The sequence below is a fragment of the Streptomyces sp. NPDC004838 genome (assembly GCF_053600955.1).
On record NZ_JBSGAW010000019.1, the window covers coordinates 1 to 15,824 of the forward strand.

The 15,824-nt window shown below is 71.2% G+C and carries 9 protein-coding genes; 5 read left to right on the forward strand and 4 right to left on the reverse strand.

All coding sequences use genetic code 11. The features are described 5' to 3' along the window. Window positions 1-405: electron transfer flavoprotein subunit alpha/FixB family protein (locus ACWEFL_RS21505; RefSeq protein ID WP_451714943.1), on the forward strand; the 405-nt coding region annotated here is incomplete at its 5' end. Between the two features lie 98 nt (window positions 406-503). Here ACWEFL_RS21505 and ACWEFL_RS21510 read toward each other — a convergent pair. Beyond that, window positions 504-1,565 carry a PucR family transcriptional regulator gene (locus ACWEFL_RS21510; RefSeq protein WP_451714945.1) on the reverse strand — a complete coding sequence of 354 codons (1,062 nt, stop codon included), beginning with the start codon at window positions 1,563-1,565 and terminating at the stop codon, window positions 504-506. Window positions 1,566-1,950: 385 nt separating this feature from the next. Here ACWEFL_RS21510 and ACWEFL_RS21515 point away from each other — a divergent pair, with 385 nt between their 5' ends. The 4 genes from ACWEFL_RS21515 (at window position 1,951) to ACWEFL_RS21530 (ending at window position 11,399) form a co-directional block, all read left to right on the forward strand. Next, complete coding sequence (locus ACWEFL_RS21515) at window positions 1,951-2,532, forward strand: hypothetical protein (RefSeq protein WP_451714948.1); 582 nt, start codon at window positions 1,951-1,953, stop codon at window positions 2,530-2,532. A 213-nt stretch (window positions 2,533-2,745) separates the two neighbouring features. Then, window positions 2,746-4,779, forward strand: coding sequence for an SPFH domain-containing protein (locus ACWEFL_RS21520; protein WP_451714950.1), 2,034 nt, complete (start codon window positions 2,746-2,748; stop codon window positions 4,777-4,779). Between the two features lie 266 nt (window positions 4,780-5,045). Continuing rightward, complete coding sequence (locus ACWEFL_RS21525; RefSeq protein WP_451714953.1) at window positions 5,046-9,941, forward strand: DNA repair ATPase; 4,896 nt, start codon at window positions 5,046-5,048, stop codon at window positions 9,939-9,941. A gap of 357 nt (window positions 9,942-10,298) precedes the next feature. Next, the gene (locus ACWEFL_RS21530) at window positions 10,299-11,399 is read left to right on the forward strand and encodes a magnesium and cobalt transport protein CorA (protein ID WP_451715252.1); all 1,101 of its coding nucleotides are present in this window, start codon (window positions 10,299-10,301) and stop codon (window positions 11,397-11,399) included. A gap of 48 nt (window positions 11,400-11,447) precedes the next feature. Here the strand turns inward: ACWEFL_RS21530 and ACWEFL_RS21535 are convergent, their stop codons facing one another. The 3 genes from ACWEFL_RS21535 to ACWEFL_RS21545 form a co-directional block, all read right to left on the reverse strand. Further along, entirely contained in the window at window positions 11,448-11,651 is a 204-nt protein-coding gene (locus tag ACWEFL_RS21535; RefSeq protein ID WP_451714955.1) for a hypothetical protein, read from the reverse strand. Between the two features lie 287 nt (window positions 11,652-11,938). Then, window positions 11,939-12,499: a PadR family transcriptional regulator gene (locus ACWEFL_RS21540; protein WP_451714957.1), complete on the reverse strand. Its 561-nt coding sequence runs from the start codon at window positions 12,497-12,499 to the stop codon at window positions 11,939-11,941. A 21-nt stretch (window positions 12,500-12,520) separates the two neighbouring features. Then, window positions 12,521-14,635: an FAD-dependent oxidoreductase gene (locus tag ACWEFL_RS21545; RefSeq protein ID WP_451714959.1), complete on the reverse strand. Its 2,115-nt coding sequence runs from the start codon at window positions 14,633-14,635 to the stop codon at window positions 12,521-12,523. Window positions 14,636-15,824 lie beyond the last annotated feature (1,189 nt).

The following is a 15,824-nucleotide window of genomic DNA, read 5'->3' on the forward strand; positions in this document are numbered from 1 at the left end:
ACCGAGCGCGCGACCACCGGGCGTCCCGAGCTGACCGAGGCCGCGATCGTGGTCTCCGGCGGACGCGGAGTCAACGGCGCGGAGAACTTCGCCCTGATCGAGGCCCTCGCCGACTCCCTCGGCGCGGCCGTCGGCGCCTCCCGCGCCGCCGTCGACGCCGGCTGGTACCCCCACACCCACCAGGTCGGCCAGACCGGGAAGTCCGTCTCCCCCCAGCTCTACATCGCCACCGGCATCTCCGGAGCCATCCAGCACCGCGCCGGCATGCAGACCTCCAAGACCATCATCGCCGTCAACAAAGACGCCGAAGCCCCCATCTTCGACCTCGCCGACTACGGCGTCATCGGCGACCTCTTCACCGTCATCCCCCAACTCACCGACGAAATCAACACCCGCAAAGCCTGAGTAAAGCCTGAGTACAGGGCTTCCGGCGCGGAACACGGAAGCCCGACACGGGGGAACGCGACACAGGGGAACGCGAAGGCGGGGCCGGGAGTCCGAGGTCAGAGTTCCTGGTCCGGCCAGCCCAGCAGCCTCGCTCCGATCACCGCCGTCTGAAGCGTGTACCGGTGCACGGGATCGCCCGGATCCGCGCCGGTCAGCTTGTGGATCCGGTCCAGCCGGTACGTCATCGCCCGCGCGCTCAGCGACAGTCGGCGTGCCGCCTCCGCCGCCACACAGCCCGTGTCGAAGTACTCGGTGAGCGTGTCGATCAGCGGGCCGGGTCCGCCACGCGCCTGCCGGAGCGGCCCCAAAGTGCTCTGAACCAGGTCGGCCATGGCCTGACGGTCACGGGTCAGGACCGGATAGACGAGAAGATCGGCCGCGTGCAGCACGGGGTGGTCGAGGTCCATACGGGCCGCCAGATCGAGGGCGTTCAGGGCTTCCTCGTACGAGTGGACCACCCCGCCCGCGCCGGGGTGGGCACGGCCGATGGCGACCCGGCCGCCGCCCGTCGCCGCGTACGCCTGCTTGGCGAAGAAGGTCAGCAGATCGGACTGATCGCCGGGCGCGATGCAGATCAGCCGACCGTCCTTCGTGGTGAGCAGGATGTGCCGGTCGCCGAACCGCGCCACCAGCGATGCCTCGATCTGCCGCGTGACCGGAAAGCCGTCGTCGTACGGCTCCGCACCCTGCGCGACGGCGACCGCGTGGGCCTGGGAGAGCAGCAGGCCGAAGCGTTCGGCGCGCTCGGCGAGACGGCCGAGGTCACTGCGGCCGTACAGCAGATCGTCGATGAACTCGCGGCGGGCCGCCTCCTCCTGGCGTACCGCGAGCCGCTGGGCCCGCTCATGGCCTTCAGCGAAGGCGTCCACGGCCTGTTCGACGGCGCCGAGAAGATGCCCGGCGGCGGACAGTGTCAGCTTCGCGCGTACGGCCTGCGCGGCGGAGAGATGCGCGCGGACCAGGAGGCGCAGCCCGATGCCCGCCTCGGCCGCCCGTTCCCCGCGCGACCGCAGCGACTCCACCTCGTCGCGGGTCAGCCTCCGGCCGGTCGCACAGGCGTCCGCCAGTATCCCGGCGTACCCCTCCAGGAACTCCTCGGGTACTTCCTGCCGCGCCATGCCCCGCTCCCCCGCTCTCCCCGATCCGCCGGTCGCCATACGGACCGGGCGACCTGACCAGGCGACCTGACCGATCGACGTCTGACCGATCGACGTCTGACCGATCAAGGGTTGCATGTACGACCCACGGGCATGCGACCGGCATTAAGAACGCGTAAAGACTGCCGGAGACCGGCAACGCGGACAACCCGGTCGACCTGCCAGGATGAGCAGACGGTCGGCGAGGAGACGGGCGCGATGCCGAAGACCGGAAAACCCGGACGCGAAGAAGCCGACAGACGACGACAAGCACGATAGGGAGAGCGGTCATCGCGCGCAGGGCAACGAGGCCGGCCGGGGCCACGCTCCGGAGACAGGACGCACACACCGCACGAGGGGGTCAGCGATGGACGAGTTTCTGCACGCCGCGTTCGGGTTCCCCACGATGGTGTTCACCGCCGCCCTCGTCGTGGTCTGCGGCTTCTGGCTCCTCGTGCTGATCGGCGCGGCCGAACACGACGGATTCGACGCGGACTTGAACGCCGACGCGCTGAGTCTCGGCGGGGTGCCCGTCTCGGTGTCGGCCTCGCTGCTGATCGCACTGGCCTGGTTTCTGAGCCTGGCCGGCTCCGTCCTCCTCGTGGACACGGGAGTGACCGGCGGCCTCCTGCTCCTGCTCGACCTGGTCGTACCGGTCGCCGCGCTGATCTGCTCCTGGTGGCTGACACGTCTGCTCGTACGGCCGCTGGCCCGCCTCTTCCCCGATGAACCCGGGCCGTCCCGGCAGGACTTCATCGGGCTGACCTGCACCATCCGTACGGGACGGGTGGACGCGGAGTTCGGCCAGGCGGAGGTCAGGGCGCGGGACGGCTCCACGGCCCTCGTACAGGTCCGGCAGACCGATACGCACGCCTTGGCGCTGGGCAGCACGGGACTGCTGTACGCGTACGACGACGCGGGCGAGTTCTTCTGGGTCGCCCCCTACTGACCGGCCCTACTGGCTTGCCCTACGGGCTGGCCCGACCGACCGTCCCGCCGACCCGGCGCTCGTCACGGCCGCCTTGTCATCACCGCTTCATTCGTCACCCCTTCGTTCGTCACCGCTTCGCTCATCGCCACGCCACGTCCATCACCTTCTCGCCAGGTGCCGCCCTGGCAACGCCGCCTTGTCATCACCCGCTCTCGACCGGGGAATCACACTATGGATGCCATCACCATGGGCGTCGGCGTGCTCATCGCCGTCGTCCTGATCATCGCCGTCGCCCTGCTGCTCGTCATCAGCCGCCTGTTCCGCAAGGTGGAGCAGGGCAAGGCCCTCATCGTCTCGAAGATGCGGAAGGTGGACGTCACCTTCACCGGGCAGGTCGTGCTGCCCGTTCTCCACAAGGCCGAGGTCATGGACATCTCGGTGAAGACCATCGAGATCTCCCGCACCGGCCGTGACGGGCTGATCTGCCAGGACAACATCCGCGCCGACATCCGGATTTCCTTCTTCGTCCGGGTCAACAAGACCGTCGAGGACGTCATCAAGGTCGCCCAGGCGATCGGCACGGCCCGTGCCAGCGACCAGAGCACCCTCCAGGAACTGTTCAACGCCAAGTTCTCGGAGGCTCTCAAGACCGTCGGCAAGCAGCTCGACTTCACCGATCTCTACACCAAGCGGGACGAGTTCCGGGACCGGATCATCCAGGTGATCGGCACCGATCTCAACGGCTACAGCCTTGAGGACGCGGCCATCGACTATCTGGAGCAGACCCCGCTCGCCCAGCTCGACAGCAACAACATCCTCGACGCCCAGGGCATCCGGAAGATCACCGAGCTGACCGCAGTGGAGCATGTGCGCACCAACGAGTACCAGCGCCACGAGGAGAAGGAGATCACCCGGCAGAACGTCGACGCCCGCGAGGCGATCCTCGAACTGGAGCGCCGCCAGGCCGACGCCGAGATCAAGCAGCGGCGGGAGATCGACACCGTACGCGCCCGTGAGGAGGCCGAGACGGCGCGGGTGGTGGAGGAGGAGCGGCTGCGGGCGCAGACCGCGTTCCTCAAGACGGAGGAGCAGCTCGGCGTTCAGCGCGAGAACCAGGCCCGGGAGGTCGCCGTCGCGGCGAAGAACCGCGAGCGGGTGATCGCCATCGAGAACGAGCGCATCGAGAAGGACCGGCTCCTCGAAGTCATCGCACGGGACCGGGAGACCGAACTGACCCGTATCTCGGCCGAGAAGGAGGTCGAGTCCGAGCGCCGCGACATCGCCGAGGTCATCCGTGAGCGGGTCGCCGTGGACCGTACGGTCGCCGAGCAGGAGGAGTCCATCAAGCGGCTGCGGGCGGTGGAGGAGGCCGAGCGCGGACGCCAGGCCGTCGTCATCGCCGCCGAGGCCGATGCCCAGCAGCGGCTCGTCAAGGACATCAAGGCGGCCGAGGCCGCCGAGCAGGCCGCGGTCCACCAGGCGGCCGGGGAACTGACCCTCGCCGAAGCCCGCGTCAAGGCCGCCGACATGGACGCCCGCGCCAGGATCCGGCTCGCCGAGGGGGCGCGGGCGGAAGCGGCGGCCGAAGGGCTCGCGGCGGTCCTGGTACGGGAGAAGGAAGCGGACGCCATCGAGAAGACGGGACGCGCTCAGGCCGCCGCGACCGGCGAGAAGTTGAAGGCGGAGGCGGCGGGTCTCACAGAGAAGGCCGCCGCGATGGCCGCGCTGGACGAGGCGTCCCGTGCGCACGAGGAGTACCGGCTGCGCCTTGAGGCGGAGAAGGACGTCCGGCTGGCCGGGCTCGACGCGCAACGGCAGATCGCGGAGGCGCAGGCGACGGTCCTCGCGACCGGTCTGGAGAACGCCGACATCAACATCGTCGGAGGCGAGTCCGTCTTCCTCGACCGGCTGGTGGGGGCGGTCTCCCTCGGCAAGGGCGTCGACGGATTCGTCCAGAACTCGAAGACGGCGCGGACGCTCGCCGGACCCTGGCTCGACGGCTCGGCGTCCTTCACCGACGATCTGACGTCGGTCCTGAGCTCGGTGTCGACGGCGGATGTGCAGAACCTGACGGTGTCCGCGCTGCTGATGAAGCTGATGGGATCCGTCGGCGGTGGGAGTACGGGGAATACGGGGAGTACGGCGGGCGCGGCAGGCGCGGAAGCCGGCGCGGTCACGAAGGCACAGCTGAAGCAACTGCTCGACGCCGCCGACCGGCTGGGCCTCTCGGACACGCCACTGGCCGCGCTGAACGGCACGGGCTGACCGGCGCAGGTTGAACAGCACGCGCTGAACGACACACGCTGAACGGCACGGGCCGACCGGCGCAGGCTGAACAGCGCAGGCCGGGCCGGGCTCGGGAGACTCGCAGCTGCCGCGCGGGGGGCGGCAGCTGCGTACCCCCGAAGCCCCCGAACCCCCGAAGCTCCCGAAGCCCCCGTACTCCCGCATGACCTGACCCCCCGCCGCCACGGCAACGCCGCCCCCGGCGACGCCGACGCACCACGATCACCACTGAGGGAGCTGAACGCATGAACACCGGTATGGACGCGGGAACATACGAGGTGCTGCGCGACCGGCTCCGTACCCAGGCCGCCGAACTCGCCCGCCGCGCCGAGGCCCTCGACACGGCCCGTACCGCCGCGTTCGGATCCACCCGGCTGACCCTCAACGGCACCGATCACCTCCGCACCGCCACCCCCGGACTCGCGCGCGACATCGTCCCCGTCGGAGACCGGCTGCTGCTCGGCTGCGATCCGCCCGCCGCGCTGACGCCGGGCACCCCGGTCGGCGAGGTCTTCGCCCTCTACGACCGGGAGTTGAACCGCCTCCCCCAAGACGCCGAACCCGGCCTGCTGGACGACCCCGCCTTCATCGACGAATTCGCCGCCCTCTGCCGGTACTTCCAGGGCGCGCGCCTGGTCCAGCTCCGCCCGGTCGACGGGAAGTTGCTCGCCGTCTTCCGCACCGGCGAGAAGGACATCCGCGTACTGCGCTGGTCACTCGCCCCGGCCGCCCCGCCGCGATTCCTCGACGCGCGGGGCGAGCGCGACCATGTCTTCCCACCGCCGTACGACTTCGAGTGGACGCCGACCACCCGCGACGACCAGGTACTCGGCCGCCATCCTCATGTCCGCGTCGACGGCGGAACGGTGTACGTCTCCACGGTCGGCGGCGCTCTCACCGTCAAGACGGAGAACGACACCGAGTCGCCCGACGGCGTCCACAGCGAGCCGGTGGACGAGCCGCTCCAGTCCCTCGCCGACGCGGAGATCGCGTACGCCCGTGTCGGCCCGCTCCTGCTGCTCCGGGTGCGCCCGTACAACGAGGACGTCCGGCATCTGGTCGTCAACACCCTCACCGCGACCGTCGTACGGCTCGACGGCATCGGCCGGTCCTGCCGCCGGCTCCCCGACGACGAGGGCATCGTCTTCCCCGGCGGCTACTGCCTGGCGAGCGGAGCGGTGAAACTCTTCTCCGCCCAGGCCGCCGGCACGGAGGAGCTGGAGTTCGAGCGGGCCGTGCGCTCACCGGGCGGCGACGACGTGCTGTTCGCGTTCCGCGCCCGCACCGGAGGCCGAAGCCTTCTGCTGCCGTACAACACGATCCGGAAGGAGATCGACAACCCGCTCCTCTGCCGTGGCCACGCCCTCTTCGACGACGGCACGCTCGTCGTCCTGCACACGACCGCCGACACCGCCGCCGGCGCCGACTCCCCCGAACCGGCCCACTCCCATCAGGTCAGGCTCTGGACCAGCCCGTACGTCTCCGACACCCATCCCGTCCCGGCCGTCGAGGGGCCGCTCGCGCGGATCGGGAACGCCGATCTGGTACGAGGACTCTCCGACTGCCTGGCCGTCGCCCGCCAGGCGATGGAGACCACACCGAGCGCGCGGATGTACGAGACGCTGCTCGCGGCCTGTGTCCGGACCGCCGACCGGTACCACTGGCTGGGTGATCCCGAGGCCGGTGATCTGCGCGCCCCGCTGGCGGAGCTGCGGACCACGGCGGCCCAGACGCTGGACGAGTTCGCGACCGTGCGCACACTGACCCGGCAGGCGGCGGACGCGCTCGCCGACACCGCCGCGCAGATCGCCCGGCTGGTCCGCCGCATCCGGGGCGAGGCCCCCGCCACGGCGGAGGAGTGGGTCTCACGGATCACCGAACTCCGCGCCTGTCAGGGCCGGCTGCTGACCCTGAAGGAGATGCGGTACGCGGACGCCGACGCCATCGACGCCCTCGCCTCCGACGTCGAGAACGACACCGCGTCCGCCGCGCGCCGGGCCGTCGCCTTCCTCCAGCGCGACGACGCGTTCACCGAGTACGAGGAGGAGCTGGCACGGCTGACCGCCGAGGCCGCGGAGATCGACACGGCCGCCGAGGCCGACCGTGTCACCGGCAGGCTCGACGAACGGGCCGCCGGACTGGGGACGCTGACCGAGATCGTCGCGGGCCTGGAGATCGGCGACGCGACCGTACGGACCGGGGTGCTGGAGCGGATCGCCCACGTCATCGGGTCCGTCAACCGCGCCCGCGCCACCCTCGCGGCCCGCCGGGAGGAGCTGGCCGAACGGGAGGACCGGGCCGAGTTCGCCGCCGAACTGACCCTGCTCGGCCAGTCGGTGACGGGTGCGCTCGCCTCCGTCGACTCGCCGGAGAGCTGCGCCGCGCAGCTCGCCCGGCTGCTGCTCCAGCTGGAGAACCTGGAGTCGCGCTTCGCCGACCACGACGGATTCCTCGGCCGGATCGAGGAGAAGCGCACGGAGGTGTACGAGGCGTTCTCGGCGCGCGAGCAGTCGCTGCGGGACGCCCGCGCCCGGCGCGCGGAACGCCTCGCCGACTCCGCGGCCCGAGTGCTGGAGGCCATCGCCCGGCGTGCGGCGACGCTGGAGAGCGCCGACGCGGTCGGCGCCTTCTTCGCCTCCGATCCGATGGCCGCCCGGATCCGGCGCACGGCCGATGAACTGCGCGCGCTCGGCGACGAGGTGCGGGCGGAGGAGCTGACGGGCCGGCTGAAGGCGGCCCGTCAGGAGGCGGGACGGGCACTGCGGGACCGGACCGAGCTGTTCGAGGACGGGGGCCGGACGATCCGCCTGGGCCGCCACCGGTTCGCCGTGACGACCCAGGCCCCGGAACTGACGCTCGTGCCCTCGGGCGACGGGATGGCCTTCGCGCTGACCGGCACGGACTACCGGTCTCCGGCCGGCTTCCCGACTGACTCCCAGGACGGCGACCCGGACCGCGACCGGTCCAGCAGCCGGGAAGGCGACCCGGACCGCGCCGCCCCACCCGCCGCACCCGCCGCACCCACCGCCGCCAGCCCGTACTGGACGCGGACCCTGCCCTCGGAGTCGCCCGAGGTGTACCGGGCGGAGTATCTGGCCGCGCGGCTGCTGCCGGAGGCTTCGGCGGGCGCGGATCCGGCGGCCCTCGTGGCGCGCGCCGTCTCGCAGTCGTACGACGAGGGCTATGAGCGCGGTGTCCACGACCACGACGCGGAGGCGATCCTCGCCCTCCTCCTTCGGCTCTCCTCCCACGCGGGCCTCCTGCGCTTTCCGGGAGCCGCGCGGGCGAACGCCCAGCTCTTCTGGGCGCACGGGACGACCCCGGCCGACCGGGGGAGGTGGACTCGGCAGGCGGTGTCGCTGGTACGGGCACGGGAACTGTTCGGGTCGTCGCCCGCCCTGGCGGTCCTGCGCGCCGAACTGGCCGACGCCACCGGCTCGTCCATGGCCGCCGCGTATCTGATCGAGGAGTTGGCGGGCGGGGGCTCCTTCACGACGAGCGCGGCGGCGCGGACGCTGCTCGACAAGTTCCACCGGGCGGTGGGCTCTCCTCCGTACGACCTCACGGCCGACGATCCCGCCTCCGCGCGTCGGCTCGTGGAGGGCTGGCTCGCCTCGTACGCCGACGCCTCGGGCGAGCAGGTGGATCCCGGCGACCTGGCGGAGGCGGCGGCTCTGGAACTCTGCCCCGAGCTGCCGCGCCATGACGTGGACGCGCCGCTGACCGGCACGGTCACGGGTCTGCTCGGCAGCCACCCCCGGCTGTCCCGCGGCTCACTGACCCTCCGCCTGGATGAGTTCCTCTCCCGTACGGGCGACTTCGCGGACCGTCTGGCGCCCGGATTCCGCGCGTACCAGAAGGCGCGCGGCGCACTCGTCGCCGCCGAGCGCTCCCGGCTGCGGCTGGACGACCACCGGCCGAGGGTGATGTCCTCGTTCGTACGGAACCGGCTGGTCGACGAGGTGTATCTGCCGCTCGTCGGCGACAACCTCGCCAAGCAGCTCGGCGTGGCGGGTGAAGCCAAGCGCACCGACAACAGCGGTCTCCTGCTGCTTCTCTCGCCGCCCGGCTACGGCAAGACGACCCTGGTCGAGTACGTGGCCGAACGGCTCGGCCTGCTCCTCGTCAAGGTCGACGGACCGGCGCTCGGCCGCGACACGGTCTCGCTCGATCCGGCCGAGGCCCCGAACACGGCCGCCCGCCGGGAACTGGAGAAGATCGACTTCGCGCTGTCGGCGGGCAACAACGTGATGCTGTACGTGGACGACATCCAGCACACCTCGCCGGAGCTGCTCCAGAAGTTCATCCCGCTGTGCGACGCGACCCGCACCCTCAACGGCCGTGAGCTGCGTGGCAAACGGTTCGCGGTCTGCATGGCGGGCAATCCGTACACCGAGTCGGGCGCGCGCTTCCGGCTGCCGGACATGCTCGCGAACCGGGCCGACGTGTGGAACCTGGGCGATGTCCTCACCGGCAAGGAGGACGCGTTCGCCGCCAGCTTCGTCGAGAACGCCCTGACCTCCCATCCCGTCCTCGCCCCGCTGGCCGCGCACGGCCGCGCGGACCTCGATCTGCTCGTACGGCTGGCCTCCGGGGACCCGACGGCGCGCCGGGACCGGCTGACGCACGCGTACGCGGCCGGTGAACTCGACGCGGTGCTGGCGGTGTTGCGCCATCTGCTCACGGCCCGTACGACCGTGCTCGCGGTCAACGCGTCGTACATCGCCTCCGCGGCCCGCGCCGACGCGTCCCGCACCGAGCCGCCGTTCCGCCTCCAGGGCTCGTACCGGAACCTGAACAGGATCGTCCAGCGGATCAGTCCGGCGATGAACGACGCCGAACTGTCCGCCGTCGTCGACGACCACTACCGGAGCGAGGCCCAGACCCTGACCGCCGACGCGGAGTCGAACCTGCTGAAGCTGGCGGAGCTGCGCGGAACGCTGGGCGAGGGGGCGCGGGCGGCCACCTGGTCGGCGGTGAAGGCCGCGTATCTGCGTGACCGAGCGGCCGGTGAAGCGGGCGCCCTGGACCGGGCGGTGACGGCACTGGGGCTGCTCGCGGACCGGCTGAGCGCGGTCGAGTCGGCGATCACACGATCCGGGTCGGCCGGCCGGCCACCGGCGGCGGACCCGGAGGAGTGAGGCGGGGCAGGAGGGCCAGGGCAGGGCGGAGGGCCAGCGGGGCGCGGGACCGGTGGGGCGCGGGACCGGCTCCGGCGGTACGACCGGTGGGTACCGACCACGCGGCATCGCGCCCGGGGAGTGCGCACGGCCTCGGGAGGGGGGTGCGGTTTGGCGTACTCTCGCCGGATCGCTCCCGGCCGGGTGAAGGGGCGCTCGTGGCTGGGCATACCGTTTTCAGGGGGCTCCGGCCCACGTGAGCGCGGGCCTCGTGGTTCTCGGGGTCAATGCCCGCGGACGTGGTCCCTCCGGTCCCATCGGGTGACACACTGACTCGCCCGGTCATACGAAGGAGCCTCAAGGAGCACCGCCGTGCCCATGATCCGCAAGCTGCGGCGTGTGATGCGCCGCGCCTACCGCCGTACGGTCGACCTCAGCCACCCGGCCCGCTCACCGCTGGGCAGCACCGTCGTCAACTGTGTGGTGTACGAGGACGGGGTGCGGCAGCCTTGCGACGGCAACGCCCAGGAGGCGCTGCGACAGGTGCGGAAGCACGGGCGGGGCTTCGTCTGGATCGGGCTCCATGAGCCGACCGCGATCGAGTTCGCCGTGTTCGCCGAGTTGTTCGGGCTGCATCCGCTCGCCGTCGAAGACGCCGTACAGGCCCGTCAGCGGCCGAAGGTCGAACGCTACGACGACCCCACCGGGCGCGGCGACACGCTGTTCACCGCGCTCAAGACCTGTGTGTACGTCGCTCATGAGGAACTGACCGCGACCAGCGAGGTGGTGGACACCGGGGAGCTGATGGTCTTCACCGGCCCCGACTTCGTGATCACCGTCCGGCATGGCCGGCACGGCTCGCTCGGGCCGCTGCGCGAGGCGCTGGAGTCCACGCCCGACCAGCTGGCCAAGGGCCCGGCGGCCGTGCTGCACGCCATCGCCGACCAGGTCGTGGACGACTATCTCGCCGTCGTGGACTCGGTCCAGCACGACGTCGACTCGGTGGAGAACGCCGTCTTCACCGAGCCCGCGGGACGCGGCGACGCCGGCAGCATCTACCAGCTCAAGCGCGAGCTGCTGGAGCTGAAGCGGGCGGCGGGCCCCCTGGAGCGTCCCCTGCTGGCGCTGGCCAACCACCCGCTGCCGCCCATCGGACCGGACATACAGCCGTACTTCCGCGATGTCGTCGACCATCTGGCCCGGCTGAACGAGCAGATAGGGGCGTACGACAACCTCCTCGACTCCATCCTCCAGGCGCACCTCGCCCAGGTCACCGTCGCGCAGAACGCGGACATGCGGAAGATCACGGCGTGGGCGGCGATCGTCGCCGTGCCGACGATGGTCTGCGGTGTGTACGGGATGAACTTCGAGCACATGCCCGAGCTGCGCTGGACCTACGGCTATCCGCTCGTCCTCAGCCTCATGGCGACGGCCTGTGTGGTGATCTACCGGAGCTTCCGCCGTAACGGCTGGCTCTGATCCACGACCTCGCGGGCCGTGACCTCGCGCACCGGGCCTCGGGCGCGGTCACATCAGCGCGATGAACAGGCCCAGGCCCACGAGGGCGACCCCGCACGCGTAGAGCGCGAGCGTCACGGAGCGCGCCTCGTCGGACGGGTCGGTACGGCCCCCGGTGCACAGCCGGAGCGCGGAGGTGGCGAGCAGGAAGAGCGCGGTCAAGGAGAACGCGGCGACCAGGAGGGCCGGTGTGCCGGCGATCAAGGAATCCATCACCTGGCGAACCTCTCACAGGCCCTCGGTTCCCGCATGTCGGGACACTCCGGGCCGACGTACGACCGGCGCGGACGGAGGAACGGGTAACGGGTAACGGGTAGCGGAGTACGGGGATCGAGCGACATGCGGGGGCGGGCGCGGCCGGGGGGCGCCCCATTGCGGGGCCACGAAAAAGGTAACGGGCGGGGACGGAGGTAAGCGGAACGCGCGTGTACGGCATGGGGGTCGTCCGGAGGCGTCGGCGGGGGGGGCGGCCGGAAGGCGTCGGCGGGGACCGGCAGGCGTCAGCGGGGGTCGTCCGTCCGCGGTTCGTCCGGCGTCAGTTCTTCCAGCGTCTCGGACAGCCATGTCGTCCAGAACGACTCCAGCTCGATCCCGCCGCGCAGCACCCGGTGCTGCAGCCGGTCCCGCTCGGCCACCAGCCGTTCCGGGGGGAAGTCGCGCTCCTCGATCTCCCGGTACTGCTCCAGTTGCCGCAGATGGAGGGCGAGATGGCGCTCCAGCTCCGCCTTCAGACCCTCGCTTCCCACGACCGCCGCCGCCCGCAGCCGCAGCAGCAGGGCGTCGCGGAGCGGGCGCGGGTCCTCGGCGCGGGCGACCCAGGCGGACAGTTCCTTGCGGCCCGCCGGCAGCACCTCGTACTCCTTCTTCCGTCCACGCGTCGGCTGCGCGGACGGAAGGGCGCGGATATGGCCAGCCTGTTCCAGTCTTCCCAGCTCGCGGTATATCTGCTGATGTGTCGCCGGCCAGAAGTAGCCGATCGACTTGTCGAAGCGACGGGTCAGCTCCAGGCCCGACGACGGCTTTTCGAGCAGGGCCGTGAGGATGGCGTGCGGCAGGGACATGGCCTGATCCTGGCATGCCCCTCACAGGGTCGCCGCGAGCCTCGTCCCCTGGTCGATCGCACGCTTGGCGTCCAGTTCGGCCGCCACGTCCGCCCCGCCGATGAGATGGACGGAACGGCCCGCCGCCGCCAGTTCCTCGTACAGTCCGCGCATCGGCTCCTGCCCCGCGCACAGGACGATCGAGTCGACGGCCAGAACGCGGGTCGTGCCGTCGACGGTGATGTGCAGGCCGTCGTCGTCGATCCGCTCGTACGTGGCTCCGGCGGTCGTCGTCACGCCCCGGTGCCTCAGCTCGGTGCGGTGGATCCAGCCGGTCGTCTTACCGAGGCCCGCGCCGACCTTGCCGGTCTTGCGCTGCAGCAGATGCACGGCCCTCGGCGGGGCCGGGCGCACGGGGGCGGTGAGCCCGCCGGGCGCGCTGTAGTCGGTGTCGACGCCCCACTGCCGGAAGTACGCGTCGGCGTCCAGGCTCGTGCTCTCGCCGCCGTCGGTCAGAAACTCCGCCACGTCGAATCCGATGCCGCCCGCGCCGATAACGGCGACGCGTTCGCCGACGGGAGCGCGGCCGAGGAGGACGTCGAGGTAGCTGAGAACGCTGGGGTGATCGATGCCGGGGATGTCGGGGGTCCGCGGGCGCACCCCTGTGGCGATGACGATCTCGTCGTAGCCGTCGGCGTCCCCGTCCCGGCCGTCCCCGTTTCCTTTTGCCTTCTCGTTTCCGGCTTCGGCTTCGGCTTCGGCTTCGGCTTCGGCGGTGAACGCGTGGCCGCCGAGCGTGTCGGGGGTGACACGGGTGGACAGGCGGACGTCGACACCGTGCGCCGCGAGCTGGTGGCGGAAGTACCGCAGCGTCTCGCCGAACTCCTCCTTGCCCGGGATCCGCTTGGCGATGTTCAGCTGACCGCCGATCTCGTCCGCCGCCTCGAACAGGGTGACCGCGTGCCCGCGCTCCGCCGCCGAGAGCGCGCACGCGAGCCCCGCGGGCCCCGCCCCGACGACGGCGACGCGCTTGCGCAGCCGGGTCGGGAAGAGCACCAGCTCGGTCTCGTGGCAGGCGCGCGGATTGACCAGGCAGGAGGTGAGTCTCCCGCTGAACGTATGGTCCAGGCACGCCTGGTTGCACCCGATGCAGGTGTTGATGGTCTCCGCGCGGCCCGCCGTCGCCTTGGCGACGAAGTCGGGATCGGCGAGGAACGGCCGCGCCAGCGAGACCATGTCCGCCCGCCCGTCGGCGAGCAGTTCCTCGGCGACCTCAGGGGTGTTGATCCGGTTGCTGGTGACCAGCGGCACGGAGACCGACCCCATGAGCTTCTTCGTCACCCAGCTGTACGCGCCGCGCGGCACGGAGGTCGCGATCGTCGGGATACGGGCCTCGTGCCACCCGATCCCCGCATTGATGATCGTCGCTCCCGCCGCCTCGATCTCCTTGGCGAGGGTGACGACCTCCTGCAGTGACGATCCTCCGGGCACGAGGTCGAGCATGGAGAGCCGGTAGATCAGGATGAAGTCGTCCCCGACGCGCTCCCGCGTACGCCGGACGATCTCCAGCGGCAGCCGGATCCGGTTCTCGTACGAGCCGCCCCACCGGTCGGTGCGGTGGTTGGTGGCGCTCGCGATGAACTCGTTGATGAAGTAGCCCTCGGACCCCATGATCTCGACGCCGTCGTACCCCGCGGACCGCGCGAGCACGGCGGCCCGTACGAAGTCCTCGATGGTCTGCTCGATCTCGTCGTCGGTCAGCGCATGCGGTACGTACGGGCTGATGGGGGCCTGAAGGGCGCTGGGCGCGACCAGGTCGGCGTGGTACGCGTACCGCCCGAAGTGCAGGATCTGCATCACGATCCGCCCGCCCTCGGCGTGCACCGCCTCGGTGACGATCCGATGGGCTTCCGCTTCGGCCTCGGTGGTGAGTTTGGCCCCGCCGTCCCAGGGACGGCCCCTCTCATTCGGGGCGATCCCCCCGGTCACGATGAGCCCGGCGCCGCCGCGCGCACGGGCGGCGTAGAAGGCGGCCATCCGCTCGAACCCGTTCTCCGCCTCCTCCAGACCGATGTGCATGGACCCCATGAGCACACGGTTCGGCAGCGTCAGGAACCCCAGGTCGAGGGGGCGCAGGAGATGGGGGTACGGGGTCATCCGGGGCCTCCTCGGGCGGTGTCGTCCGGTCCAGTTGTAGCGACCTCTGCGCGATTGTGCAACCAGTTGCATAATCGCTCGGCCGTGACCTCGGACACGCACTCCCCCTACACAGAACCCCGACTCAGCCCCTCTCCGGGGAGAGCGGCGACCGAGAACGACGAGGCTCACCGGTCGTCCGGCCTGCGGGAACGGCTATGAGCTGCGGCGTTACAGCTGTTGCCCCTGTGGGGGCACCGTCCGACAAATGTCTTACTCACCTATCTAAGTGATAGTGACCACTGCGCCCGCCCTGCGCCCATAACGTGCTGATGTGGCCCGATGGGAGCAGTTGAGCGCACTGGCGATCACGGCGATTCTCGGCTCGCAGGGGGTGGGGGCAGCCACCGCTGTGGGCGATGCCGCGGCAGGCTTATTACGGACGTCGGCGTCCGCGGTGTCGACGGCGACCGCGGCGACTTCCGCTTCGGCGACTTCCGTGTCGGCGGCCTTCGCGAGGGGCCCGGAGTCCGGGCGCGGGGCGAAGGCCGTGTTCCGGCCGGGCGCGGACGACGACGGCGATGGGGACGGGGACGGGGACGGCCATGGCCACGGCGGTACGGACCCGGTGTCGGGGCTGGTGGACGGCCTGCTGTCAGGGTGGGGAGGCTCGCGGGAGTCCGCGGAGTCGGCACCGACGTCACGCCCCGTGGAACCGCCCAGGCCGAAACCGCGGCCCACGCCTGAGTCCGAACCGAGGCCCGGCGCCAAGCCGAAGCCTGAGCCGGAATTCGAACCGAAGACGGGACCGAAGACCGAACCGAAGACCGGACGGAAGACGGGGCCGAAGACCGGACCGAAGCCCGCGCCCGCGCCGCTGCCCGGCACCGCGCGGAAGCCCGTGCCCGCGCGCGACGGCGTACCGCCGACCAGGCCGAAGCCCGCATCCGCATCCGCATCCGTACCCGGTCCCGCACCCCGCCCCGTACCGTCGGCCGACCCGGCACCCGGCCCTCCCGAGGACCCGGCACGGCACCACCGACCCCGGCCGGTGTTCTGGCCGCACCCCTTCCACCTGTCGGCCTCGGCGTACATCAGCGTGCCGGGCATCCTCTGCTCCTCGGCCTCCGTCTCGGCGTCCGGGCCGCTGCCGCTGTCGGTCTACGTATCCGTGTCGGTCTACGTCTTCCGCGACTGCCCGGCTCCGCCG

Excerpts from the sequence above, each read along its gene's own strand:
- ACWEFL_RS21530 (WP_451715252.1), top strand. The coding sequence starts at position 10,299 with ATGATCCGCAAGCTGCGGCGTGTGATGCGCCGCGCCTACCGCCGTACG.
- ACWEFL_RS21510 (WP_451714945.1), bottom strand. The coding sequence starts at position 1,565 with ATGGCGCGGCAGGAAGTACCCGAGGAGTTCCTGGAGGGGTACGCCGGG.
- ACWEFL_RS21525 (WP_451714953.1), top strand. The coding sequence starts at position 5,046 with ATGAACACCGGTATGGACGCGGGAACATACGAGGTGCTGCGCGACCGG.
- ACWEFL_RS21545 (WP_451714959.1), bottom strand. The coding sequence starts at position 14,635 with ATGACCCCGTACCCCCATCTCCTGCGCCCCCTCGACCTGGGGTTCCTG.
- ACWEFL_RS21535 (WP_451714955.1), bottom strand. The coding sequence starts at position 11,651 with ATGGATTCCTTGATCGCCGGCACACCGGCCCTCCTGGTCGCCGCGTTC.
- ACWEFL_RS21515 (WP_451714948.1), top strand. The coding sequence starts at position 1,951 with ATGGACGAGTTTCTGCACGCCGCGTTCGGGTTCCCCACGATGGTGTTC.
- ACWEFL_RS21520 (WP_451714950.1), top strand. The coding sequence starts at position 2,746 with ATGGATGCCATCACCATGGGCGTCGGCGTGCTCATCGCCGTCGTCCTG.
- ACWEFL_RS21540 (WP_451714957.1), bottom strand. The coding sequence starts at position 12,499 with ATGTCCCTGCCGCACGCCATCCTCACGGCCCTGCTCGAAAAGCCGTCG.